Origin of the sequence: Microbacterium pasadenense (assembly GCF_047246565.1) — a bacterium.
Lineage (GTDB): Bacteria > Actinomycetota > Actinomycetes > Actinomycetales > Microbacteriaceae > Microbacterium.
In genome coordinates this window covers 17,583-41,225 of sequence record NZ_JBFOKN010000001.1, presented here as the reverse complement: position 1 = coordinate 41,225, position 23,643 = coordinate 17,583, and the positions used below count along the sequence as shown (strand labels likewise).

Sequence of the window (23,643 nt, the reverse complement as noted above, 5' to 3'; positions counted from 1 at the left end):
GGAACTCAGGCGACGTCGCGACGCCAGCTGGCGACGTATCCGACGACCATGAGGACGACGGCGTAGCCGAGCAGGACGAGCCCGTTGCCCCACCAGGCGAGGTCCACGCCCCCGGCGGCAGGCGGCGCGAACGTCGAGTAGATGCTCGCGCCGACGAGTCCGTCCGATGCGGCGCCGGGAAGGAAGGCGGTCGCGTCCCGCACGCCGTCGAGGAAGGCGCCGACCGTGCGGACGACCGGCTCGACGAGCTGCGTGAAGCCGACCACCACCACGATCGCGGCGACCTGGTTGCGCAGCAGCGTGCCGGCGCCGATCCCGACCAGCACCCACAGCACGTAGGCGATGACGACGCGGCCCAGCAGCGCCCACGTGTCGCTGTCGTCCAGCGCCGTCGGCACATCCTGGGTGACGAAGATCGCCGCGCCGGGAGCGACCGTCGCGGCCAGTCCGACGACGGCGTAGACGATGCCGATGCCGGCGCCCGCGATCACCTTCCCTCCCAGGGCACGGGCGCGGCGGGGCGTCGCGAGGAAGGTGGGCGTCAGGGTCTGGTGCCGGAAGTCGCTGGTCACCATGAGCGCGCCGATGAGCAGCGGGAAGACGTATCCGACCGCCGAGGCCGTGCTGTAGATCACCGGCGGGATGGTCTCGGCCGGGATGTCGGGGGCGCTGCCGCCGGGGAGCGATCCCGCCGAGCTCGCACCGAAGACCCAGGCGAGGATCGCGGCGTTGCCCCCGGCGTAGACGACGAGGACGAGCGCGAGGATCCACCAGATCGACGTGCTGAAGAGCTTCGTGAGCTCCGACTGTGTGACCCGCACGAGGCTCATCGCTGCTCACCTCCCGTCTCGATCTCGGCTCTGGCGGGCGGCTCCGCCACCGGCACGGCGACCGCGGCGGCGGGCTCCGGCGCTGCGCCGGACGCCGAGGGGTGCACGAGCTCGCCGCCGACGAGGTCGAGGAAGACGTCCTCCAGGCCGCGGCCGCGGCGCTGCAGGTTCGACAGCGCGATGCCGGCGGATGCCGCGATCGCCCCGACCGTGCGGGTGTCGGCACCGCGGACGGCGAAGCCGGTGCGCAGCTGATCGACGTCGTGTCCTGCCGCCGTGAGGGCGGCGAGCAGAGCGTCGCGGTCGGGCGCATCGACGATCGTCGCGGAGTCGTCCGCCTCGGTCAGCTCCCGCACCGAGCCCTGGTAGACGAGTCGGCCGCGCGCGATGACGAGCAGCGCCTCGGTGCTCTGCTGGATCTCGGCCAGCAGGTGCGAGGACACGAGGACCGTCCGTCCTTCGGCCGCGAGGGCCTGCAGGAACCCGCGGATCCACTTGATGCCCTCGGGGTCCAGGCCGTTCGTGGGCTCGTCGAGGACGAGGACGCCGGGGTCGCCGAGCAGGGTCGCGGCGAGGCCGAGGCGCTGCCGCATGCCGAGCGAGTAGCCGCCGACCTTCCGGCCCGCGGCATCCGTCAGGCCGACCTGTCCCAGCACGGCGTCGACGCGCGAACGGGCGATGCCGGATGCCTGCGCGAAGATCCGCAGGTGGTCGACGGCGGTGCGGCCGGGGTGGAAGCTCGAGGCCTCGAGGGCGGCGCCGACGGTGTGGAGCGGGTGCTTCAGGTCGCGATAGCGGGTGCCGCCGATGACCGCGGACCCGCTCGTCGCGCCGATGAGGCCGAGGAGGATGCGCAGACTCGTCGTCTTGCCGGCCCCGTTGGGGCCGAGGAAGCCGGTGACGACGCCGGGTTCGACGCGGGCGGTGAGTCCGTCGACCGCGGTCACGGAGCCGAAGCGCTTGGTGACACCGGTGAACTCGAGGACATGTCCTTCGGGCATGCGGGTCCTCTCGGGTGGGGATCTGCTCCCATCCTGGCGGAATCGGGGGCGGGCCGCCGACCGACGCCCCGTGCCGGGCCGGTAACGTTGCCGGAATGAGCGACTCGGCGGCCCCGTCACTGCTGGTGCGCGCGGACAGCAGCCTCGGGCATGTGACCCTCGACCGACCGCGCGCGATCAACGCGGTCGACTCCGGCATGATCCTCGGCATCGCGGCGGCGCTCGACCGCTGGGAGCGCGACGCCGACATCGCGATCGTGCTGCTCGACGGCGCCGGCGACCGCGGGTTCTGCGCGGGTGGCGACGTGCGAGGCCTTCGCGAGCAGATCGTCGCGGGGGAGGCGGTGGCGGCGATGGAGTTCTTCCGCGCGGAGTACGCGCTCAACGCCCGCATCGCGGAGTACCCGAAGCCCGTCGTCGTCTTCGCGGACGGGATCACCATGGGCGGCGGGATCGGTCTGGCCGGGCATGCGGCGGTGCGCATCGTCACCGAGCGCTCGCGCCTGGCGATGCCCGAGACCCGCATCGGGTTCACGCCGGACGTCGGCGGCTCGTGGCTCCTCGGCCGCGCACCGGGGCGACTGGGGGAGTACCTCGCGCTGACGGGGGCGTCGATGGATGCCGCGGACGCGATCCACGCCGGCTTCGCCGACCTCCTGGTGCCGTCGGAGCGGCTCGGCGACCTGCACCACGCGCTCATCACGCGGGCCGACCCGCAGACGCCGACCGAGATCGCGCTGCTGTTCGACGAGACGGCAGGGCCGTCCTCGCTGGCCGACGCCCGGGAGTGGATCGACGACGCGTTCGCGGCGGACAGCGTGACCGAGATCATCGAGCGGCTGCGGGCGCGGCCCGAGCCGCCGGCATCCGTCACGGCGGACACGCTCGAGACGCTGTCGCCGACGGCGCTGACGGTCGCGCTCGCCGCGGTGCGCGCCGCGCGCGGCCTGCCCGACCTGCGGTCGGCGCTCGCGCAGGAGTACGGCCTCGTGGAGTGGTTCGCGACGACGCAGCCCGATCTCGTCGAGGGCATCCGTGCGCAGCTCGTCGACAAGGACAGGTCACCGCGCTGGCAGCCGGCGACACTGGCCGCGCTGCCCCGCGACCTCGCATCGACCGCGCTGGCGCACCGGCCGGCGACCCCGCTCTGGAGCTGATGTGTTCGACAGTCCCCTCTCGGCTTCGGCCTACGACGTGCTCGCGGTGACGCCGGATGCCACGGACGAGGACCTGCGCAAGGCGTACCGCCTGCGCCTGCGTCAGACGCACCCCGACACCGGCGGCGACGCGGCGCTGTTCGTGCAGGTCCAGCGGGCGTGGGAGCTCGTCGGGACGCCCGATGCGCGGGCCACCTACGACCGCGGGCACGGCTTCGGCGAGGGTGCGACGTCATTCGCTCCGGATGCCCCGCAGTGGCGGCCGCCGAGCCGCGCGGCCGACACGCGGCCGCGGGCGCGATCGTTCGGTCAACCCGGCGGGTGGCGCCGGGAGCGCTACCTGACGCTCATCCGGGAGTGGGCGGGCCGGGGGATCGAGCTCCCGGACCCGTACGATCCGGCGCTCGTGCGCGGGGCGCCCCGCGAGGTGCGACGCCTCCTCGCCGATGCGCTCGCGGAGGAGGCGACGGCACGCATCGTCGCCGACCTCGGCATGGGGTACACGGTGTGGCACGACGTCGCACCGGACCCGCGGGATCCCGACGTGAAGCTCGACCACATCGTGCTGGGACCGAGCGGCCTCTACGCGGTGCTGTCCGAGGACTTCGGGGCGCCGGTGCGGACGCGGCGGGGCGAGCTGATCGGCGACGCCGTCGTCGGGTCGCCGGTCGCCCGGCTGGTGCTGGCGGCCCGCGGCCTGGGCCGGTCGGCGAAGGTGAAGTTCAGCGGCGCGATCGTCGTCCTGCCCGACGACGACGTGACGACGGCGATCGACGAGATCGGTCGCGTGAAGGGCCTGCCTGTCGCGGTGGTCGGTCGCAGCGCGCTGACGACCGTGCTTCGCCGGGGTGTCTCGGGCGCCCGTGAGATCGGCGGGAACGAGCTGTTCGACGTGCGGACGCGACTGCAGCAGACGGTTCGCTTCGCCTGACGGCCTGTCGGCGACGGGGCGCGGCGCGCGTCCTGCCGGGGGTGGGCTCTTCGGGCGAGGCGACCATCGCCCCGCTGCGGCTCAGTCGACGAGGCCGAGCAGCTCGAGAGGATGGCTCAGGCGCCACCAGGCGTCGGGGCCGGGGACGGCGGAGGCCAGCTCCAGCCCGACCTCGGCCGTGTCGATGGGACCCGACAGGGTGAGCGTCCCGGCATCCTCCCCGGCGGTGCGCTCGTCACCGAGCCGCATCTCCGCATCCGTCGTCGCGGTCGCGCCGTTCCACAGCAGAACGGATGCCTCGGCGTCCGTGACCACCTGGCTCGACGCCCCCCACGCCGTCGCGACGTTGCCGACGACGGTGCCGGCGGCGAGGTTCGACGGGCCGGAGAGCTCCCCGGCGACCTCGTCGAGCAGGCGTTCCGCCTCGCTGACCCGCAGATCGCCGTTCGGCTGCCCGGTGACCGAGGCGATGAGGGTGACCTCGTCGTCCCCGACGGTCGCGGTGCGCGCCGCGAGCAGGTTGTAGGAACCGGTGTAGCTGCCGGTCTTCAGCCCGATGACGTCCGGATCGGCGAGCAGCGCGTTCGTGTTCTCGAACTCGCCGGCGCCGGGCAGCTCCGCCTCGGGGGTGGCGACGATCTCGGCGATCACCGGGTCGGCGAGCGCCTTCTCGGCCAGCGCGATCATGGCGGCCGGGGTCGCGGCGTTGCCGCGGTCGAAGCCCGAGGCATCCGTCACCGTGATGCCGTCGAGGTCGTTCTCCGCGAGCCAGGCGTTCGCTGCGGTCGTGTACTCCTCGACGGAGCCGAAGACCTCGGTCACCAGGCGGTCGGCGTAGTTGCTCGCCGACGCGATCAGCATGCCCTGCAGCAGCTGGTACTCGCTCAGCGAGCCGCCGTCGGGGACGTTCAGGGCCGACTGGTTCTGGCTGATGTACGTCCAGTACTCGCTGCGGTCGGCGAAGGTGAAGTCGTATCCGGGCCCCTGCTCGCCGACGTCGAGCGGTGCGGCGTCGAGGACGACGAGGGCGGTGACGACCTTCGTGATGCTCGCGAGCTGCTCGGGATCGTCCGTCGAGGCGGCGGGGTCGAAGCCGGCGACCGCGACGGCCCCCGCGCCGTCGTCGGGCCAGTCGATGGCCGACTCCGCGCCGGTGAGAGGACTCACCTCGGATGCCGTCACGTCCGGAGCGACCGCTGCCAGCGGCCAGAGCAGCATCGCCGCGGTGTAGACGACGGCGAGGAGGACGACCGCGATCGCGGGGAGGGCCACCATGCGGGCGTCGACGCGCCGTCGCGGCCGGCGCAGCGGCGGCAGCAGATCGTCGCCCGCCGGCCGCGTGCGGACCCGTTCCGGTTGCAGGGTTGCGGGGTCCACCCACGCGAGAGCCGCCGTCGTGGTGACCGCCGGCGCATCCGCGTCCGCGAAAGTGGCGACGGGCAGCGGGGACGGCTCGTTCAGCCGGGAGGGCCCGGGCGACGTCGACCGCTCCGCCTCGTCGCTCGGCGCGCCACGGACGCCGGATTCCGCGGGTTCGTCGCCCGACGCGTCGACCGGCGTCGACGCGGCATCCTGCTCGCGGGTGTCGTCCGGTGACCCGTCGCCGGCCCGGGCGCGCATCTCGCGGCGGCTGAGGGGGGCGGCGTCTTCCATGGTCACCGACCCACGGTAGCGCCCCGGCAGCCGCCTTCCGCTGCGAGGTCGCCCTGCGCAGGTCGGCGACCGCCGTCCGGGGTGGCTATACTCGTCGCACAACCACGGGAGTCCGGTGAGCCGGGCTGAGAGGAAGCGATCCACGCTTCGACCGTCGAACCTGATCCGGATCATGCCGGCGCAGGGAGGAGAAAGAACATGCACGCGTCCACGTACGCACCCGCCCCCACATCCACGCCCACGGGCTCCCGCTACCGGTGGCGCGTCGTCGACATCGTCGTCGCCAGCGTCCTCGGAGTCGCCGTCGGGCTGCTCTTCTGGGTGTGGAACACGGTCGGCTACGGCTGGTTCACGGTGATGGATGCCGTCACGCCCGGTCTCGGCGGTGTCGCGGTCGGCATCTGGCTGATCGGCGGCGTCATCGGCGGCCTCGTCATCCGCAAGCCGGGCGCCGCACTCCTGGTCGAGGTCGTCGCGGCCATCGTGTCGATGCTGATCGGGAACGTCTGGGGTGTGTCGACCCTGCTGTCGGGCCTTGTTCAGGGCTTCGGGGCCGAGCTGATCTTCGCCCTCTTCCTCTACCGTCGCTTCAGCCTTCCGGTCGCGGCGCTCGCGGGCATCGGCGCCGCCGTCGGCGCGTGGATCTTCGAGCTGTTCTACGGGTCGTCGCCCAACATCCTGAAGACCGTGGAGTTCAACCTCATCTACCTGGGCTCGGTCGCCGTCTCGGGGCTGCTCCTCGCCGGCGTGCTCGGCTGGGTGCTGGTCCGCGCGCTCGCCGCGACCGGGGCGCTGAGCCGCTTCGCGTCGGGTCGCGAGCGGCGGGAAGAGGTCTGACCTCGGCCGGCGACGGGCGCCCCGCGGCGGTCCGGGCGCGCGGATGGGGCTGGCGGTACGCCGGTCGCCGCGCTCCCGCCGTGCGGGACGTGTCCTTCGACATCGCCGCGGGTGACCGCGTCCTGCTCCTGGGAGCCTCGGGGGCGGGCAAGTCCACCCTCCTCGCGGGGATGGCGGGTCTGCTCGGCGGCGACGATGAGGGCGAGGGGTCCGGGTCGATCGAGGTCGACGGCGAGGACCCCGCCGCCGGCCGCGGCCGGGTCGGCCTCGTCCTGCAGGATCCGGATGCCGGTGTCGTCCTATCGAGGGTCGGCGACGACGTGGCCTTCGGCTGCGAGAACCTCGGCGTCCCGCCGGAGGAGATCCCCGGTCGTGTCGCCGAAGCCCTCTACGCCGTCGGCCTCGACGTGGCACTCGACCGTCCCACCGCGCGGCTCTCGGGAGGGCAGAAGCAGCGGCTCGCCATCGCCGGGGTGCTCGCCATGCGACCGGGTCTGCTGCTGCTCGACGAGCCCACCGCGAACCTCGATCCGGGCGGCGTCCGTGAGGTGCGGGATGCCGTGGGCCGAGCGGTCACCGGATCCGGCGCGACCCTCGTCGTCATCGAGCATCGCACCGAGGTCTGGCTGCCGCTCATGACCCGGGTGATCGTGCTGGACGCCGACGGCGGAGTCCTCGCCGACGGCTCGCCCGACGAGGTGTTCACCGGTCACGCCGACACGCTCGCGGCCGCGGGCGTGTGGGTGCCCGGGCGTCCCGTCGATCTGCCGGTCCTCGAAGGCGCGGCGCCGGACGCCGCCGTCGCGCTGTCCGCCCGGGGCCTCGCGGTCTCGCGCGACGGCAGGACTCCGGTGCGCCGGGGACTGGACCTCGACATCCCCGTCGGCGCGGCATCCGTCATCACCGGCCCCAACGGGGCGGGCAAGTCGACGCTCGCGCTGACCCTCGCCGGGCTGCTGCCCGAGCACGCCGGGTCGGTCGATGCCGTCACGGTGGCGCCGGGCAGGCGCGGTCCCCGCCCGTCGCGGTGGACCTCGAGGGAGCTGCTCACCCGCATCGGCACGGTCTTCCAGGATCCCGAGCATCAGTTCCTCGCCGCCACCGTCCGCGAGGAGCTCGCCGTCGGCCCCGCCGCGCTGAAGCGGTCCGCGGCCGACATCGAGGTCCTCGTGGACGACCTGCTCGAGCGGCTCGATCTCGCGCCGCTCGCGCGTGCGAACCCCTTCACGCTGTCGGGCGGACAGAAGCGACGTCTCTCGGTCGCGACCGTGCTGGCGACCTCCCCCGACGTCATCGTCCTCGACGAGCCCACGTTCGGCCAGGACCGGCGCGGCTGGAGCAGCCTCGTCGCCCTGCTGCAGGCCCAGATCGCCCAGGGCCGTGTCGTGGTCGCGGTGACCCACGACGCCGAGGTGGCCCGCCATCTCGGCGGCCGTCGGATCGAGCTCGCGGAGGCCGACGCATGACCGCGCCCGCCCGTGCCGGCACCGGGACCGCGCCCCGGGGCGGAGCGTGGCTCGACCGGGTGAACCCTGCGACGCGCATCCTGCTCGCGGTCATCCTGTCGATCCCGCTGCTCGCCACGATCGACCCGGTCAGCGGGCTGGTGGCCGTCACCCTGCAGCTGCTGTGCGTTCGGCTCACCGGGCTGTCGCTGCGGACCGTCCTCGCGCGGCTCCTGCCCGTGCTGCTGCTCATCCCCGTCGCCGGCCTCAGCATGCTGCTCTACGGCGAACCCGGCGGACGCGTGTACTGGACGTTCTGGTACGCGACCGTCAGCGAGGATTCGATCGCTCTGGCGCTCGCGGTCGGCGTGCGGATCCTCGCCCTCGCGCTGCCGACGATCCTCCTGTTCGGCCGTGTCGACCCCATCGAGCTGGCCGGCGCCCTGGCGCAGGTCTGGCACCTGCCGGCCCGCTTCGTGCTCGGGGTGCTGGCCGGCACGCGGACCCTCGGACTCTTCATCGACGACTGGCGCACCATGGCGCTCGCGCGCCGGGCGCGCGGAGTCGGCGACCGCGGCGTCCTGCGGCGGTACGCGTCGATGGCCTTCGTGCTGCTCGTGTTCGCGGTGCGACGCGGCTCGCGGCTCGCGACGGCGATGGAGGCGCGCGGTTTCGGGGCCCCGGTGGAGCGGACCTGGGCGCGGCCGTCGACGCTGACCCGCCGGGATGCCGCCGCCGTGGCCGGAGCCATCGCGCTCGTCGCCCTCGCGCTCGCCGCCGCCGTCGCCGCAGGGACGTTCCGGTTCGTCTGGTCCTGAGCCCTCAGAGCCCCAGCTCGAGGCAGATCGATCGGGGCATCGTCTCGACATAGGGCTCGTAGACCGGGATGCCGGTGAACCCCATCGACTCGTAGAGGCGGATCGACTCCGGCTGCTGCAGGCCGGTCTGCAGGATCACGCGGGCCGCTCCGCCCGCCCGCGCCCGGTCGACGACCGCGGCGACGAGGCCCCGCGCGATGCCGCGGCCGCGGGCCGCCGGGGCGACGATCAGGCGCTTGAGCTCCCACTCCGCGCCGAGGCGGCGAAGCATGACGTGCCCCGCGGGCTCGCCGTCGGCGTCGACGGCGACGAGTGTCGCGACCACCTCGTCCGGCCGGGTCGCCAGGGCGCGCTGCCGGGCGAGCCGGCGCTCCTCGGGCTCGTCGCCGTGGAAGCCGTCGTAGCGGGCCCCCAGATCCTCGTCCAGGAGGCGGCGGAGGGCGACGGCGCGGGGATCGTCGTACGCGACCTCGAGGATCTGCCACGACGGCGTGCGGGAAGCGGTCCGTTCGATCACCGCACGAGCCTATCCGCGGTCGGCGACGGCCGGGCTCACGTGGCGTTCCACAGGTCGCGGTAGTACGACTGCCGTCCCGGGTCCGGGTCCACCCCGTACGCGTCGAGCAGCGCGCCCTCCCACCCGGGCCCGTAGTTCCACTCCGTGCTCATGGCGGCGACCGCGATGTCGGCCCAGCGGTCCGCGACGCCGAGCGCGCCCAGGTCGACGTGGGCGCGCCAGCTCCCGTCGTCGGCGAGGAGGGTGTTGGGGCAGCAGGCATCGCCGTGGCAGACGACCGCCACGTCGACGTCGGGCGGTTCGCGCAGCCGATCGGGCAGGCGGATGCCGCGCCGGGACGCCGCCGCGAGGCGTGCCGGGACGGACCAGTCGAACGGGCATCCCCCCACGGGAAGGGCGTCGTGGAGGGCCCGCAGGCCCGTCCCCACCGCGCGGACGGCGACCGCCGGCTCGGCGAGCCATCGCGGGTCGACGGCGGACAGGCCCGGCAGCGCACGCGTCACGAGCCACTCGGTCGTGGTGTCGCTGCCCGACTCGACCACTTCGGGCACGGGCGTGTGCCGCACAGCCCAGGCGAGCCGGTCCGCCTCGCCCGACATCGTCGTCTCCAGGTTCCTGAGCCCGTACTTGATGAACCGGCCGTCGTCGGTCCGGAACGTCGTGCCGCCGCGCTGGTTGCGCCATACCGGTCGCGTGGCGGCACCCCGGGCGAGGGAGCGGACCCGGTGCGGCACGACGAGGTCGGCGGCGGGGATCGACATCGCCCCATCATCGCGCGTGCGTGCGGCGCCCGCCACGGTCCGGGTAACCTGGTCGGCAGGTCCGCGTCGTGACACGCAGTCGCGACAGGGCTGGAACTCGATGCCGTTCGAAGGAGAGCGTATGGACATCACGGGCGCATCCGCCCTCGTCACCGGGGGTGCCAGCGGCCTCGGCCTCGCCACCGCGCGTCGCCTCGCCGACGCGGGCGCGCACGTCGTGATCCTCGACCTCCCGTCCTCCGCCGGCGCCGACGTCGCCGCCGCGCTGAACGGCCGCTTCGCTGCGGCCGACGTGACCGATGCCGCGCAGGTCGAGGCCGCCGTCGCCGCGGCATCCGCCCTCGGGCCGCTCCGGGTCGCCGTCAACTGCGCCGGGATCGCGCCGCCGGCCAAGGTGCTGACCCGCGACGGGGCGCCGAGCCCGATCGCGGATTTCGAGCGCATCGTGCGCATCAACCTCATCGGCACCTACACCGTCGTGGCGCACGCCGCGGCGGCGATGGCCGTGACCGAGCCCACCGGGTCCGGCGACCGCGGCGTCATCGTCAACACCGCTTCGGTGGCCGCGTTCGACGGGCAGATCGGCCAGCCGGCGTACGCCGCGAGCAAGGGCGGCGTCCACGCCATGACGCTGCCGATCGCGCGCGAGCTCGCGCGCTCCGGCATCCGCGTCTGCACCATCGCGCCGGGGATCATGGAGACGCCGATGCTCGCCGGTCTGCCGCAGAACGCCCAGGATTCACTCGGCGAGCAGGTCCCGTACCCCGCCCGGCTCGGGCGCCCCGACGAGTACGCGGCGCTCGTCCAGCACATCGTCGAGAACGGCTACCTGAACGGCGAGACCATCCGTCTCGACGGCTCGATCCGGATGGCGCCGCGATGAGCCGGACGCAACCGCGGGAGGAGACCCCATGAGCGACACGATCCTGCTGCAGCGCGACGGCGCCCTGGCGCGGATGACCCTCAACCGGCCCGCCTCGCTGAACGCGATGGACTTCGAGATGGGCTCGCGGTGGCGGGATCTCGCGCACGCGTTGACGACGGACGAGACGGTCGGGGCGATCATCCTGGATGCCGCCGGTCCCGCCTTCTGCGCGGGCGGCGACGTCGTCGCGATGGCGGCGTCCGGCTCGGGCGGCGCCGCGATCACGGAGATGGCGCACCTGATCCACGACGGCACCCGCACGTTCGTGGAGTCGGACAAGCCCATCGTCGCGGCCGTGCACGGCGCCGTCGCCGGCGGTGGGCTGGGACTCATGCTGACCGCCGATTACATCGTCGCGTCGCCGGATGCGAAGTTCGTCAGCAAGTATGCGAACATCGGGCTCACGCCCGACCTGGGGGTCTCGACGCTGCTGCCCGCGGCGATCGGACAGCGCCGTGCGCTGCAGCTCCTCCTCACCGACACGACGATCAGCGCCCGGATCGCGCGGGAGTGGGGTCTCGTCACGGAGGTGGACGACGACCCGCGGTCCGCTGCCGAGGACGTCGCCCGGTCGTGGCTGCACGGGGCGACCGGTGCCTTCGGCCAGGCGAAGCGGCTCATCCGCGGTGGCGTCGGACGCGCCTTCGCGGACAATCTGGCGGACGAGGCGCGCACCATCGGGGCGGCGTTCGACACCGAGGAGTCGCGCACGCGCGTCACGGCCTTCGCCGCCGCCTCCCGCAAGTCCCGCCCCGCCTGACCCGGGCGTCCGCTCCCGACCCCGGGCATCCGCCCGTACACGACATCTCCCGAGGAGACCCCATGACCGAGACGACACTCGCCGGCAAGACGATCCTGATGTCGGGTGGCAGCCGCGGGATCGGCCTCGCCATCGCCCTGCGCGCAGCCCGCGACGGCGCCAACATCGCCCTCCTCGCCAAGACCGACACGCCCCACCCGAAGCTGGAAGGGACCATCCACACCGCCGCCGAGCAGATCCGTGCCGCGGGCGGTCAGGCGCTGCCGGTCGTCGGCGACGTCCGCGAGGACGACGACATCGCCGCGGCGGTCATGAAGACGCGCGGCGAGTTCGGCGGCATCGACATCGTCATCAACAACGCCTCCGTCATCGACCTCTCCGGATCCGCGGAGCTGACGGCGAAGAAGTACGACCTGATGCAGGACGTCAACGTCCGCGGCACCTTCATGCTGTCGCGCGCTGCCCTGCCCATGCTGGCGGATGCCGCGAACCCGCACATCCTGTCGCTGTCGCCCCCGCTGAACGCGAGCGCCCGATGGCTCGGCGCACACACCGCCTACACGATGGCGAAGTACGGCATGACGATGGCGACCCTCGGCATGGCGGCCGAGTTCGCCTCCGCGGGCATCGCGGCGAACACGCTGTGGCCGGAGACGACCATCGCGACCGCCGCGGTGCAGTACTCGCTCGGGGGCGAGCGGATGATGCGCGCCAGCCGCACCCCGGAGGTCTACGCCGACGCCGCCTACGAGGTCCTCCGCAAGCCGGCGCGCGAGTACACCGGGCGGACGCTGATCGTCGAGCAGGTGCTGCGGGATGCCGGTGTCACCGACTTCTCGCGCTACGCCGCGGTTCCCGGGACTCCGGACGCCGAGCTGTTCCCCGACATCTTCCTCGACTGACTGCCAGGCGAGGTGTTCGCGGATGCAAGGGATCCGCGCCGACACGCCGGGTGCCACGAGCGGATGCCGGCGCGTCCCGCAGGATCCCTTGCATCGGCGGACCGGGGATCAGACCAGGCCGAGCTCCGCGAAGGCGTTCCACACGCCGTCCTCCAGCACCGAGGTCGTCACGCGTCCCGCGAGCTCCTTGAGATGCGGATCGGCGTTGCCCATCGCGACCGGCGTCCCCACGACCTCGAACATCTCGATGTCGTTCCAGCTGTCGCCGATCCCGATGGCGTCGCGGGCGTCGAGCCCGAGCCGGTCGAGGACGCGCGCGATGGCGGACCCCTTGTTCGTGCCGCGCAGGCCGATCTCGCCGTTCGAGCCGCCGGGAAGGGGGATGCTGCCGCGGACGACGTGGAAGCGCTCGCCGAGGGCCGCGGCGGCGCGCTCGACGCCGTCGGGCCGCAGGCTGATGAAGGTCGACTTCGCGATGGCGTCGAGGTCGGCGCCGTCCATCGGCTGGTAGGCGATCACCTGCGGCGGCTCCGCGCCGCCCTCCTCGTCCTCGGCGGCGCCGAGTCGGTGCAGCTCCTCGCGGGCCTTCTCACGGCGCTCCCGGAAGAACTCGTCCACGAAGGGCCCCACGCCGTCGCTCGCGAAGACCGCGTCGTTCGACTGCAGGAAGTAGTGCATCCCCTCGGACTGGTAGAACGCGATGACTCGCTCGGTGTCCTCGCGGGCCATCGGGTCGGCGAACAGCAGCTCGTCGCCGCGGGTCCCGAAGGCGCCGCCGTTGGTGATCTCGCCGTCGACGCCGATCTCCCGCACCTTCGGGTGCAGATCTCCGGCGGAGCGGCCCGTGCACAGGAAGACCAGGTGACCGTTGGCGCGCGCCGTCCGGATGGCGCGCACGGTCGAGGGGGCGATGGCATCGCCGTGCTCCTGGATCGTGCCGTCGACGTCGAGGAAGGCGATGCGGGTCATAGGTCCATTGTCTCGGGTCACGGGTGAACGGTTGATGTGTGGGGCCTGCGGGCGCATGCCGTCAGCCGAGCGGCTTGCGCAGGAAGACCTGCTCGGTGCCGCCGTCCTGCGGTACGCGCTCGGATTCGGCGTACCCCTCGCGCTGGTACAGGCGCAGGTTCGCCTCGCTGAGCGAGCCGGTGAACAGCTCGGCCTCGCGGGCCCCGGCCTCCGCCCCCGCCTGCTCGGCGGCTGCCAGCAGCTGCGAGCCGATGCCCCGGCCCTGCTGGTCGGGGGCGATGGCGATGCGGCCGATCAGCAGCAGCTCCCCGTCCAGCTGCGCCCGCAGCGCGCCGACGATCCGCGAGCCGTCGACCGCCACGCGACCGAGATTCGTCTCGAGCTCCGCGCGCAGCTCCTCGAGGGTCTGCGTGAGCGGCGGCATGTCCGGGCTGCCGTAGATGAGGGCCTCCTGCACGAAGGCCGCCCGCTGCAGCGTCAGCACCTCGCCGGCGTCGTCGGGAGTGATGGGCCGGATCTCGATGTCGCTCACGCCGTCACTGTATCCGCGGCGACGGAACTCCCGCGGAGGGTTGACGAGCGCGCGGGCAGGCCCGCTCCGCGCGGATGCGGCCGTGCGCCGCGGCCGCATCCGGCGGGGGTCATGCGGACAGGCTCGCGCCGTTGGTCCGGATGACCTCGGCGTACCAGTCGAACGACTTCTTCCGGTACCGCTCCAGCGAACCCGAGCCGTCGTCGTCGCGGTCCACGTAGATGAAGCCGTAGCGCTTGCTCAGCTGCGCGGTCGACGCCGACACCAGGTCGATGCAGCCCCAGGTCGTGTACCCCAAGAGGTCCACGCCGTCGGCGATGGCCTCGCCGACGGCCTCGAGGTGCGCCTGCAGGTACGCGATGCGGTAGTCGTCGACGACCGTCTTCGTCCCGTCGATCTCCACGAGCTGATCCTTCGCGCCGAGACCGTTCTCGACGATGAAGAGCGGCTTCTGCCAGCGGTCCCAGAACTGGTTGAGCACGAGGCGCAGACCGACGGGATCGATCTGCCAGCCCCACTCCGATTCCTTCAGCGTCGGATTCTTCACACCGCCGAACAGGTTCCCCTCGCCCATGACGCGCTTGCTCTCGTCCGCCGTCTCGCAGATGGAGGAGTAGTAGCTGAAGGACACGAAGTCGACGGTGTTCTCCTTCAGCAGCGCGGTGTCCTCGTCGCTGATCTGCAGCTCGACGCCCTGCTCGCGCAGGCTTCGCAGGTAGTAGCCGGGGTACTCGCCGCGCACGTGGATGTCGCCGAACGCCAGGTTCACGCGCTCTGTCATGAGCGCGGCGAACACGTCGTCGGGATTCGGGGTGAGCGGGTAGACGGGCATCGACAGCACCATGCAGCCGATCCGAGCGTTCGGGGCGAGCTCTCGGGCGACCTTGGTCGCCAGAGCGGATGCCACGAGCTCGTGGTGCACGGCCTGGTACAGATCGGTCTTCGAGAGCTGCTCCTTGGGCGTGTTGATGCCCCCCGACATGAAAGGGGCGTGGATGACCGAGTTGATCTCGTTGAACGTCAGCCAGTACGTCACGCGGTCGCCGTAGCGCGAGAAGAGGGTGCGGACGTACCGCTCGTAGAAGCCGATCAGGTCGCGGTTGACCCAGCCGTCGTACTGCTCGGCGAGGTGCAGCGGCGTCTCGTAGTGCGAGATGGTGACGAGGGGCTCGATGCCGTGCTTCTCGAGCTCATCGAGCACGCGGTCGTAGAACGCGAGGCCCGCCTCGTTCGGCTCGGTCTCATCGCCCTTCGGGAAGATGCGGCTCCAGGCGATCGAGAATCGGAATGTGGTGAATCCCATCTCGGCGAAGAGGGCGATGTCCTCCGCATAGCGGTGGTAGAAGTCGATGCCGACCTGCTTGAGGTTGTCGTCGGTGGGGCCGTCGGTGCGCGGCGTCATGATGCCCTTCGGCATCACGTCCTGGATCGAGAGGCCCTTGCCGTCGTCGAGATAGGCACCCTCGATCTGGTTGGCGGCGGTCGCGCCGCCCCAGAGGAAGCCGGCGGGGAACGAAGTGGTGCTCATGAGTCGCTTTCGTGTCGTGTGTCGTTCGTGGGGAGGGGCAGGATGCCGGGTGCCGCCGTCGCGTGGCGGAGGACACCCGGCATCCGATCGCTCAGACGGCGGTCGCCGTCGACTCGACCGTGACGGCGGTGAACAGCGGCTCGCCATGGCCGAGGGGGCCCGAGGCGCGGTCGGTGATCGTCGGGTACAGGTCGCCGTTGGTCACGACGATCGGCGTGGTCAGGTCGTACCCGGCCCGCTCGATCGCATCGCCGTCGAACTCGACGAGCAGGTCGCCCGCCTTGACCTCCTGGCCGGTGGTGACCTTGACGTCGAAGTGCTTCCCGCCGAGCTTGACCGTGTCGATGCCGATGTGGATGAGCACTTCGGCGCCGTCGGCGTGCCGCAGGCCCAGCGCATGGCCGGTCGGGAACGCCGCGGCGACGGTGGCGTCGAACGGCGCGTACAGGGCCCCGCTGCGGGGCATGATCGCCACGCCGTCGCCGAGCGCGCCGTCGGCGAACGCGGCGTCGGGAGTCTCCGACAGGGGCAGGACGGTGCCGTCGAGCGGGCTCAGCACGACGAGGTCGTTCTCCGAGGCCGTGGGGGCCGGTGCCGCGTCCTCGGCCGGCTCGACGAAGCCGATGATGACGGTGAGGAGGAACGGCACGACGATCGCGACCAGAAGACCGAGGCCCAGCATCAGCATGTTGCCGTTGCCGAGGAGCGCGGGCAGCGCGAGGCCCGAGGGGACGACGAAGGCGGTCGAGAAGACCCCGCCGATGGCGATGATGGCTCCACCGATCGCACCGCCCACGATGCCGAAGGCGAACGGTCGCTTGAGCGGCAGGTTGATGCCGTAGATGGCGGGCTCGGTGATGCCGGCGAGGAAGCCCGACAGCGTGGCGGGCGCGGCGAGCGACTTCAGGTTGCGGTTGCGGGCACGCACCCAGACGCCGGCGACGGCGGCCGCCTGCGCCAGGACGGCGGCGAAGACGGGTCCGATCAGCGCGATCTGCCCGGTGGTCTGGAACTCGAGGGTGAACAGGGGGACCAGGCCCCAGTGCAGGCCGAAGATGACGAAGACCTGCCAGAGGCCGCCCATGATGGCGCCACCGGCCCACGGGGCGTTGTCGAAGACCCAGCCGATGCCGCGTCCGAGCGCCCCGCCCAGCAGGTCGGAGATGGGCCCGATGACGACGAACACGAGGGGGACGGCGATGAGGACGACGATCATCGGGGTGATGAAGCGGCGGACGGCGCCGGGAAGCTTGGCGTAGAGGAACTTCTCGGCGTGGCTCTGCAGCCACACGATCGCGATGATCGGGATGACGCTCGAGACGTAGCTGACCATCGTGAAGGGGATGCCGAAGAACGTCAGGTCGGGCTGGCCGACGAGCCCCGTCATGGTGGGGTACACGAGCGCGCCGGCGACGGCGAGGGATGTCCACTCGTTCGCCTTTAAGTAGCGCGCCGCGGTGATCGACAGCGCGATCGGCAGGAAGTTGATGAACGCGTCGGAAAGGGCGTTGAGGACCGCATACGTCGAGGTGTCCGTCGAGATCCATCCGAACGTGACCGCGGCCGCGAGGAAGGCCTTCAGCAGGCCGGTCCCGGCGAGCGCCCAGAGCACCGGAGTGAAGATCGAGGAGATCATGCTGATGAAGCGGTTGAACAGGTTGCCCTTGGGGGCGTCGCCGGCCGCGACGTCGGCCGCCGAGCCGCCGATGTTCGAGATCTTCCCGATCTCGGCGTAGACGTCGGGGACGTCGTTGCCGATCACGACCTGGTACTGGCCGCCGGCCTGTGCGACGGTGACGACGCCGGGAACGGCCTTGACGGCCGTGGCATCCGCCTTCGCTTCGTCCTTCAGGACGAAGCGGAGTCGGGTCGCGCAGTGCACGAGTGAGCTGACGTTGTCTTCGCCGCCGACGCCCTTCAGGACGCCGGCCGCAGTTGTGGAGTAGTCCATCGGGACACGCTCTCTCTCGCCGCATCGGTGCGGCATATCGGGGGCTCCGGACGCTTCCGGGCTGAATCCGGGCAACAAAAAAACCTGAACTCGTTCACCGCCGAAAAAGCGATGTGAGTTCAGGTTTTGCCTGCTGCCGCAGTAACAATCCGTCGCGTCCGCAGAGCTGCTTCGCCCTGCAGTCGGTCACGTTAGCACGCGCTCGGCGTCCGGCGCCACCGTCAGCCGCCCGACGGCTCCGCACCGATCTGCGAGGCGAGGCGCTCGACGTGGACGATGACGTACAGCAGCTCTTCGTCGGTGAGCTCCGACTCGGTCGCGGCGCGCACGTACGCCTTCACCTGCTGGGCGATCCCGAACGAGCGGGGATAGCTGTGCTTGGCGAACTCGAAGAACGAGCTGTCGGCGTTGCGCAGCATGGTGCGCGAGACGAGCCGCTGCAGCAGGAACTGGATGTGCAGGATGAACCGCGCGTAGTCCGGGCTCTCGACGTCGAGCGTCACTCCCAGCCCGTTCTCGACGGTGTGGACGACGTGCTGCACCCGTCGGAACAGGAGCGCGGCGGTCCCGTTCGGCTCGTCGCGCGTGGCATTCAGCAGGTGCATCGTGAGGAACACCGCCTCCTCGGGAGGCAGCTCGCGTTCGAGGGCCGTCGCGATGGCCGCCGCCATCGCCGTCGCCGCCGCGAACTCCCGCGGATGCAGGACGCGCAGCTCGGGCATGCTCGCGGTCGGGATCCGGATGCCCTTGTCCAGGCGCTCGAGGACGAACTGGATGTGATCGATCACGGCCAGGGTGAGGCGTCGCCCCAGGTGGTGGCCGAGCGTGCGCTCGGCCTGGTCCACGGCCCGGGAGACGGCCTCGATGACCGGGTACGGGACATCGGTGAGCATCCGGCGCGTGCGATCGCCGTCCTCGCCGCCCTCGAGGATGAACGTCTTCTCGACCTTCCCCGGGTCGATCGTGTCCGACGCCTTCAGGCCGAACCCGAGCCCGCGGCCCATGAGGACGCGCTCGCGGCCCTGCTCGTCGAGGGAGATGACGACGTTGTTGTTGAGCACCTTGTGCGCGAGCGTTCCGCTGCGCTGCGGGCCCTTCTGCGTCATGGCCAGAAGTCTAGGCGCGCCCGGCCACCGCCCAGGCGGCTCCTCTACCCTTGACACCATGACTGAGTCCACTCCCGAGCGCCCCGTGGGCATGACCGCTGTGCGTACGACGACGCCGGGGGCAGCCGCCGCGAGAGCCCGCCAGGTGCGCCCCGCGACCGAGGGCTGGACCCAGCAGAAGGATGCGGAAGGTCGTCCCCTCCTGCAGTTCGCGAGCCCGAAGCGCGGCAAGCCGCCGGTGCACCTCGCCGACCTGACGCACGACCAGCGCGTCGAGAAGATGAAAGAGCTCGGCCTGCCCGGCTTCCGCGCCGGTCAGCTCGAGAAGCACTACTTCCAGCACTACACCTCCGACCCGGCGCAGATGACGGACCTCCCGGCATCCGATCGCGAACAGCTCGTCACCGGGATGCTCCCGGACCTCCTCACCGAGGTGCGTCGGCTCGAGACCGACGGCGGCGACACCATCAAGTTCCTGTGGAAGCTCCACGACGGCGCGCTCGTCGAGTCGGTGCTGATGCGCTACACGGGGCGGATCACGCTGTGCGTGTCGAGCCAGGCCGGCTGCGGGATGAACTGCCCGTTCTGCGCGACCGGCCAGGCGGGGCTGACCCGCAACATGTCGGCCGCCGAGATCATCGAGCAGGTCGTCCGCGCCAACCGCCTCATCGCGGACGGCGGCCTCGGCGACCCGCGGAAGGTCGGCCACAAGGACGAGCGGGTCACCAACATCGTCTTCATGGGCATGGGGGAGCCGCTGGCCAACTACGCCCGCGTCATGCAGGCGGTGCGGACGATGGTCGACAAGAAGCACGGCCTCGGCATGAGCGCGCGCGGCATCACGGTCTCGACCGTCGGGCTCGTCCCCGCGATCCGCAAGCTGGCGGCCGAGGACATCCCCGTCACCTTCGCGCTGTCGCTTCACGCCCCCGACGACCTGCTGCGGGACGAGCTCATCCCGGTGAACTCCCGCTGGAAGGTCGATGAGGCCCTCGACGCCGCCCGCGAGTACTTCGAGAAGACCGGCCGACGGGTGTCCATCGAATACGCGCTCATCAAGGACATGAACGACCACGCCTGGCGTGCCGACCTCCTCGCCAGCAAGCTCAACGAGCGCGGCTCGGGCTGGGTGCACGTCAACCCGATCCCGCTGAACCCGACGCCCGGTTCGATCTGGACCTCGTCCGACGTGGACGTGCAGAACGAGTTCGTCCGCCGCCTGAACGAGGCCGGCATCCCGACGACCCTCCGCGACACCCGCGGCAAGGAGATCGACGGCGCGTGCGGCCAGCTGGTGGCGACGGAAGAGGACCAGGCGGCCGCGGCGAGCGCCTGATCCGCGACGCGCCGGATTCCGCCGGCCGCGGACCCGTGTCAAGCCCCGGCCCGGCCGCGCCGCGCTGGCGGTAACGTTTTCTCATGGTCAACTATCGCTTCCTCGGAAACAGCGGACTCAAGGTCTCAGAGCTCACCTACGGCAACTGGCTGACGCACGCGTCGCAGGTCGAGAACGACGCCGCCATCGCCACCGTCCACAAGGCGCTGGACCTCGGCATCACGTCGTTCGACACCGCCGACACCTACGCGAACACGGCGGCCGAGGTCGTCCTCGGCGAGGCGCTCAAGGGGCAGCCCCGCGAATCGCTCGAGGTGTTCACGAAGGTCTACTGGCCGATCGGCCGCAAGGGACCGAACGACCACGGACTGTCGCGCAAGCACATCTTCGAAGGCATCGACGGATCGCTGAAGCGCCTCGGCATGGACTACGTCGACCTGTATCAGGCGCACCGGTACGACTACGAGACCCCGCTCGAAGAGACGATGCAGGCGTTCGCCGACGTCGTCCGGCAGGGCAAGGCGCTGTACATCGGCGTCAGCGAGTGGACCGCCGAGCAGCTGCGCGCCGGCCACGCCCTCTCGAAGGAGCTCGGCTTCCAGCTCGTCTCGAACCAGCCGCAGTACTCCGCGCTGTGGCGCGTCATCGAGGGCAAGGTGATCCCCACCTCGGAGGAGCTGGGCATCTCGCAGATCGTCTGGTCGCCGCTCGCGCAGGGCGTGCTCACCGGCAAGTACGTGCCCGGTCAGCCGCTGCCCGAAGGCTCGCGCGCCACCGACGACAAGGGCGGCTCGCAGATGATCTCGCGCTTCATGCACGACGGGGTCCTCACCGCCGTCCAGAAGCTCGCGCCCATCGCCGAGGAAGCGGGCATCACCATGCCCCAGCTCGCCCTCGCCTGGGTCCTGCACAACCCCAACATCGCGGCGGCGCTGGTGGGTGCGTCGCGCCCCGAGCAGCTTGAGGACACCGTCAAGGCCTCGGGCATCGAGCTCGACGACGCCACCTACGCCGCGATCAACGACGCGCTGGCCCCCGCCGCCGTCACCGATCCCGAGGAGACGTACTCGGTGTCTCCCAAAGCCCGTCTGATCTGAGTCGCGGCCGCCCGTCATGGCGACGATGAGCGCCGGCATCCTCCTCTATCGCCTCGACGGCGAGGGGCGGGTGTCGGCGCTCATCGCGCACATGGGCGGCCCGTACTGGCAGAACAAGGACGAAGCCGCCTGGTCGATCCCGAAGGGCGAGTTCGATGAGGGCGAGCAGCCGCTGGATGCCGCCAAGCGCGAGTTCCGGGAGGAGCTGGGCGTGGACCCGCCCGACGTCGCGTACGCCGAGCTCGGCACGTTCCCCTACGCGTCGGGAAAACGCGTGACGGTGTTCGTCGCCGACGGCGCCGACTTCGCCGCATCCGACTCCGACTTCGTCTTCGGCGAATTCGAGATGGAGTGGCCGCCGCGCTCGGGCCGCACGGCCTCGTTCCCCGAGGTCGACCGGGCGGAATGGGTGCCGGTGGATCGCGCCGCCGACCTCCTCGTGAAGGGCCAGCGACCCGCGCTGGAGCGCCTCGCCGAGCTGCTCGGAACCCTCGACTGAGGGTCTTGCGGCCGCCGTCGCGGAGGTCGACACTGGCCGAGGAGAAAGGGGCCGCAATGGCACACGGCGACATCACCCACACCGAGATCCCCGTCTCGGACTTCGCGAAGGCGACCGAGTTCTACGGAGCGCTGTTCGGCTGGTCGATCAGCGAGAGCCCGGGGTACGAGGATTATCCGATGTGGCGGGCCCCGAACGGCATCAGCGGCGGAGCGCTGACGGAGCGCACCCCAGATCTGACACAGCCGCGTTCGATCGTCGAGGTCGACTCGATCGACGCCGCGATCGAGACGGCGAGGGCGCACGGCGGGAGCGTCCTGATGCCCAAAGGCCCCATCGACGAGACGAGCTCATGGGCTGTCATCGTCGATCCCGACGGCAATCAGATCGGCCTGTTCGAGGGAACCGGCTGAGCTCAGCGCTTCTTCTTCGGCGCATCCGACACGTCGAGCCGGTCGTGCCGCCCGCCGAGGGACGACCACGCGCTCGCCGTGCCGGATGCCGCGTGCTCGGCGCCCCGCACCGCGCGCTCATCGGCCCACTCGTTCAGCACGTGGCCCCGGTGACCGCGAACGTGCTCGAGGATCACGTCGGGGAGCCCGGCCGCGCGCCGCGCGTCGCGCGCGACGATGAGCTGCTCGAGCAGGTCGACGTTCTTCGTCGGTGCGCCCGTCGACGTCTTCCAGCCGCGACGACGGTGACCGTCCATCCACTTCTCGTACGTGTCGATGGCGTACTTCGAGTCGGCTTGGACGACGAGTTCGGCGACGTCCGCGTGGTCCTCGATCGCGCGCAGCAGACCCAGCAGCTCGCCGATGTTGTTCGTCCCCACGGGAACCGAGCCGGCGGCCCAGTGCCCATCCTCGCCGACCCAGGCCCAGCCGGTGGGTCCGGGATTGCCCTTGCAGGCGCCGTCCGTGGCCACGACATAGCGAGAGGTTTCGGTCACCCGTCCACGCTACCCGGGCGCGGCGATGGCACCGCGCGGCGGCTCGGGCGTCACGGCCGCAGGAGCACCTTTCCGACCCGGCCGGCCGTCAGGCTGGCCCGGACGGCGTCGCCGGCCGGTCGAGCGGGAATGTCGCCGACACCGGCAGTGTCAGCACGCCCGAGGAGAGATGCCGGGCGAGCTCTGCGAACAGCTCGCCGCGCGTGGCGGCATCCATGCCGGCGCTGACCTTGCTGCCCCAGAAGCCCGTCACCGTCAGCTGACGGAAGATGACGTCACCCGAATCGATCTCCATCACGGATGCCGCCATGGCGCCGAACACCACGAGGGTGCCGCCCTCGCCGATCAGGGAGAGGATCTGCCGGCTCGACGCGCCGCCCACCGAGTCGACGCCCGCGACGATGGCCGCACCGCCGGTGATCGCCGCGACCCGCTCGCGCCAGTCGTCGGCGTCGACGGCGACGACGCGTTCGATCCCCTGCTCCGCCAGCTCGTCGACCGCGCCGCTGCGCCGAACGAGGCCCAGGACGTTGATGCCGCGTGCCCGGCCGATCTGGGCGACCATGCGACCGACGGCGCCGTTCGCGGCGTTCTGCACGATCCAGTCTCCCGGGTTCAGGTCGAGGGAGTGGATCAGGCTGAGGGCGCTGAACGGCATCGACACCAGCTGCGCCGCCTGCTCGTCGGGAAGGTCCTCGGGGACGGGGATGAGGCCCGCGGCATCCGCGATGAACTGCTCCGCCCAGACGCCGAACGTCCCGCCCGTCGCCACCCGCTGACCGATCTCAAGGCCCTCGACCTCGGCGCCGAGCGCGTCGATGACGCCGACCGCCTCGGTGCCCGAACGGGCGGGCAGGTCGGGCCGGAAGCCGTACGTGCCTCGGATGGTCCAGAGGTCGTGGTTGTGGATCGGGGAGAAGAGCATCCGCACCCGGGCTTCGCGCGGTCCCGGCTCGAGGGTCCCGACATCCTCGACCTCGAGGACGTCAGCCGGGTCTCCGAATTCGGCGTGGACGAGTGCGCGCATGAAACCTCCGATGTCGACGTGGAATCCCATTCTCGTCGCCATCCGGGCGGGGGAGGGCCGGACGGGCGCAGGTGCGTCGGCGGGACGATGTATACCTATCGAGGCGAACTGC

The 23,643-nt window shown here is 71.5% G+C and carries 23 protein-coding genes, 1 pseudogene and 1 riboswitch; of the genes and pseudogenes, 12 read left to right on the top strand and 12 right to left on the bottom strand.

Annotated elements, in window-relative coordinates; all coding sequences use genetic code 11:
- Positions 1-5: 5 nt before the first annotated feature.
- Both AB3M83_RS00185 and AB3M83_RS00180 read right to left on the bottom strand, forming a co-directional pair.
- Positions 6-830, bottom strand: a complete 825-nt coding sequence (locus AB3M83_RS00185; protein ID WP_412944323.1) for an ABC transporter permease — start codon at positions 828-830, stop codon at positions 6-8.
- A complete protein-coding gene (locus AB3M83_RS00180) occupies positions 827-1,831 on the bottom strand; it encodes an ABC transporter ATP-binding protein (RefSeq protein ID WP_412944322.1) in 1,005 nt (334 codons plus the stop codon). The genes AB3M83_RS00185 and AB3M83_RS00180 overlap by 4 nt, the downstream gene beginning before the upstream one ends.
- Before the next feature lie 95 nt (positions 1,832-1,926).
- On the opposite strand from AB3M83_RS00180, the gene AB3M83_RS00175 reads away from it, so the two are divergent.
- Together AB3M83_RS00175 and AB3M83_RS00170 are read left to right on the top strand one after the other, a co-directional pair.
- Positions 1,927-2,988: an enoyl-CoA hydratase/isomerase family protein gene (locus tag AB3M83_RS00175; protein WP_412944321.1), complete on the top strand. Its 1,062-nt coding sequence runs from the start codon at positions 1,927-1,929 to the stop codon at positions 2,986-2,988.
- A gap of 1 nt (position 2,989) precedes the next feature.
- Complete coding sequence (locus AB3M83_RS00170; protein WP_412944320.1) at positions 2,990-3,919, top strand: DnaJ domain-containing protein; 930 nt, start codon at positions 2,990-2,992, stop codon at positions 3,917-3,919.
- Between the two features lie 81 nt (positions 3,920-4,000).
- Here the strand turns inward: AB3M83_RS00170 and AB3M83_RS00165 are convergent, their stop codons facing one another.
- Positions 4,001-5,572, bottom strand: coding sequence for a D-alanyl-D-alanine carboxypeptidase family protein (locus AB3M83_RS00165; RefSeq protein WP_412945947.1), 1,572 nt, complete (start codon positions 5,570-5,572; stop codon positions 4,001-4,003).
- A gap of 94 nt (positions 5,573-5,666) precedes the next feature.
- Positions 5,667-5,776: riboswitch (TPP riboswitch) on the top strand.
- On the opposite strand from AB3M83_RS00165, the gene AB3M83_RS00160 reads away from it, so the two are divergent.
- The 3 genes from AB3M83_RS00160 to AB3M83_RS00150 all read left to right on the top strand — a co-directional run bounded on the left by AB3M83_RS00160 (position 5,771) and on the right by AB3M83_RS00150 (position 8,672).
- Positions 5,771-6,409: an ECF transporter S component gene (locus AB3M83_RS00160; protein ID WP_412944319.1), complete on the top strand. Its 639-nt coding sequence runs from the start codon at positions 5,771-5,773 to the stop codon at positions 6,407-6,409. Its footprint overlaps the riboswitch before it by 6 nt.
- A gap of 80 nt (positions 6,410-6,489) precedes the next feature.
- Entirely contained in the window at positions 6,490-7,875 is a 1,386-nt protein-coding gene (locus tag AB3M83_RS00155) for an ABC transporter ATP-binding protein (RefSeq protein ID WP_412944318.1), read from the top strand.
- Positions 7,872-8,672 carry an energy-coupling factor transporter transmembrane component T family protein gene (locus AB3M83_RS00150; RefSeq protein ID WP_412944317.1) on the top strand — a complete coding sequence of 267 codons (801 nt, stop codon included), beginning with the start codon at positions 7,872-7,874 and terminating at the stop codon, positions 8,670-8,672. The genes AB3M83_RS00155 and AB3M83_RS00150 overlap by 4 nt, the downstream gene beginning before the upstream one ends.
- 4 nt (positions 8,673-8,676) lie before the next feature.
- Here AB3M83_RS00150 and AB3M83_RS00145 read toward each other — a convergent pair whose 3' ends face one another.
- Together AB3M83_RS00145 and AB3M83_RS00140 are read right to left on the bottom strand one after the other, a co-directional pair.
- On the bottom strand, positions 8,677-9,189 hold the full coding sequence (locus tag AB3M83_RS00145; RefSeq protein ID WP_412944316.1) for a GNAT family N-acetyltransferase: 513 nt from the start codon (positions 9,187-9,189) through the stop codon (positions 8,677-8,679).
- Between the two features lie 35 nt (positions 9,190-9,224).
- Positions 9,225-9,950, bottom strand: coding sequence for a phosphotransferase (locus AB3M83_RS00140; protein WP_412944315.1), 726 nt, complete (start codon positions 9,948-9,950; stop codon positions 9,225-9,227).
- A 121-nt stretch (positions 9,951-10,071) separates the two neighbouring features.
- Here AB3M83_RS00140 and AB3M83_RS00135 point away from each other — a divergent pair, with 121 nt between their 5' ends.
- The 3 genes from AB3M83_RS00135 (at position 10,072) to AB3M83_RS00125 (ending at position 12,537) form a co-directional block, all read left to right on the top strand.
- On the top strand, positions 10,072-10,833 hold the full coding sequence (locus AB3M83_RS00135) for an SDR family NAD(P)-dependent oxidoreductase (RefSeq protein WP_412944314.1): 762 nt from the start codon (positions 10,072-10,074) through the stop codon (positions 10,831-10,833).
- 28 nt (positions 10,834-10,861) lie between these two features.
- Positions 10,862-11,635: an enoyl-CoA hydratase/isomerase family protein gene (locus AB3M83_RS00130; RefSeq protein ID WP_412944313.1), complete on the top strand. Its 774-nt coding sequence runs from the start codon at positions 10,862-10,864 to the stop codon at positions 11,633-11,635.
- Between the two features lie 62 nt (positions 11,636-11,697).
- Positions 11,698-12,537 carry an SDR family oxidoreductase gene (locus AB3M83_RS00125; RefSeq protein ID WP_412944312.1) on the top strand — a complete coding sequence of 280 codons (840 nt, stop codon included), beginning with the start codon at positions 11,698-11,700 and terminating at the stop codon, positions 12,535-12,537.
- Between the two features lie 108 nt (positions 12,538-12,645).
- Here the strand turns inward: AB3M83_RS00125 and AB3M83_RS00120 are convergent, their stop codons facing one another.
- The 5 genes from AB3M83_RS00120 to AB3M83_RS00100 form a co-directional block, all read right to left on the bottom strand.
- Complete coding sequence (locus AB3M83_RS00120; RefSeq protein ID WP_412944311.1) at positions 12,646-13,506, bottom strand: Cof-type HAD-IIB family hydrolase; 861 nt, start codon at positions 13,504-13,506, stop codon at positions 12,646-12,648.
- Positions 13,507-13,567: 61 nt separating this feature from the next.
- Positions 13,568-14,038 (bottom strand): GNAT family N-acetyltransferase, encoded by a 471-nt coding sequence (locus AB3M83_RS00115; RefSeq protein ID WP_412944310.1) that lies wholly within the window; start codon positions 14,036-14,038, stop codon positions 13,568-13,570.
- Between the two features lie 109 nt (positions 14,039-14,147).
- Positions 14,148-15,566, bottom strand: a complete 1,419-nt coding sequence (locus tag AB3M83_RS00110; protein ID WP_412944309.1) for a glycoside hydrolase family 1 protein — start codon at positions 15,564-15,566, stop codon at positions 14,148-14,150.
- Positions 15,567-15,657: 91 nt separating this feature from the next.
- Positions 15,658-17,517, bottom strand: a complete 1,860-nt coding sequence (locus AB3M83_RS00105; protein ID WP_412944308.1) for a beta-glucoside-specific PTS transporter subunit IIABC — start codon at positions 17,515-17,517, stop codon at positions 15,658-15,660.
- Between the two features lie 221 nt (positions 17,518-17,738).
- Positions 17,739-18,623 carry a PRD domain-containing protein gene (locus AB3M83_RS00100; RefSeq protein ID WP_412944307.1) on the bottom strand — a complete coding sequence of 295 codons (885 nt, stop codon included), beginning with the start codon at positions 18,621-18,623 and terminating at the stop codon, positions 17,739-17,741.
- A 58-nt stretch (positions 18,624-18,681) separates the two neighbouring features.
- On the opposite strand from AB3M83_RS00100, the gene rlmN reads away from it, so the two are divergent.
- The 4 genes from rlmN to AB3M83_RS00080 all read left to right on the top strand — a co-directional run bounded on the left by rlmN (position 18,682) and on the right by AB3M83_RS00080 (position 21,968).
- Positions 18,682-19,959 (top strand): dual-specificity RNA methyltransferase RlmN, encoded by a 1,278-nt coding sequence (gene rlmN, locus AB3M83_RS00095; RefSeq protein WP_412944306.1) that lies wholly within the window; start codon positions 18,682-18,684, stop codon positions 19,957-19,959.
- Positions 19,960-20,042: 83 nt separating this feature from the next.
- Complete coding sequence (locus AB3M83_RS00090) at positions 20,043-21,056, top strand: aldo/keto reductase family protein (RefSeq protein WP_412944305.1); 1,014 nt, start codon at positions 20,043-20,045, stop codon at positions 21,054-21,056.
- 16 nt (positions 21,057-21,072) lie between these two features.
- Positions 21,073-21,555, top strand: a complete 483-nt coding sequence (locus tag AB3M83_RS00085) for an NUDIX hydrolase (RefSeq protein ID WP_412944304.1) — start codon at positions 21,073-21,075, stop codon at positions 21,553-21,555.
- Between the two features lie 56 nt (positions 21,556-21,611).
- A complete protein-coding gene (locus AB3M83_RS00080) occupies positions 21,612-21,968 on the top strand; it encodes a VOC family protein (RefSeq protein ID WP_412944303.1) in 357 nt (118 codons plus the stop codon).
- 2 nt (positions 21,969-21,970) lie between these two features.
- On the opposite strand, the gene AB3M83_RS00075 is transcribed toward AB3M83_RS00080, so the two are convergent.
- Both AB3M83_RS00075 and AB3M83_RS00070 read right to left on the bottom strand, forming a co-directional pair.
- On the bottom strand, positions 21,971-22,504 hold the full coding sequence (locus AB3M83_RS00075) for a ribonuclease H family protein (protein ID WP_412944302.1): 534 nt from the start codon (positions 22,502-22,504) through the stop codon (positions 21,971-21,973).
- 50 nt (positions 22,505-22,554) lie between these two features.
- A pseudogene (locus AB3M83_RS00070) lies at positions 22,555-23,531 on the bottom strand (zinc-binding dehydrogenase).
- Positions 23,532-23,643: the final 112 nt, after the last annotated feature.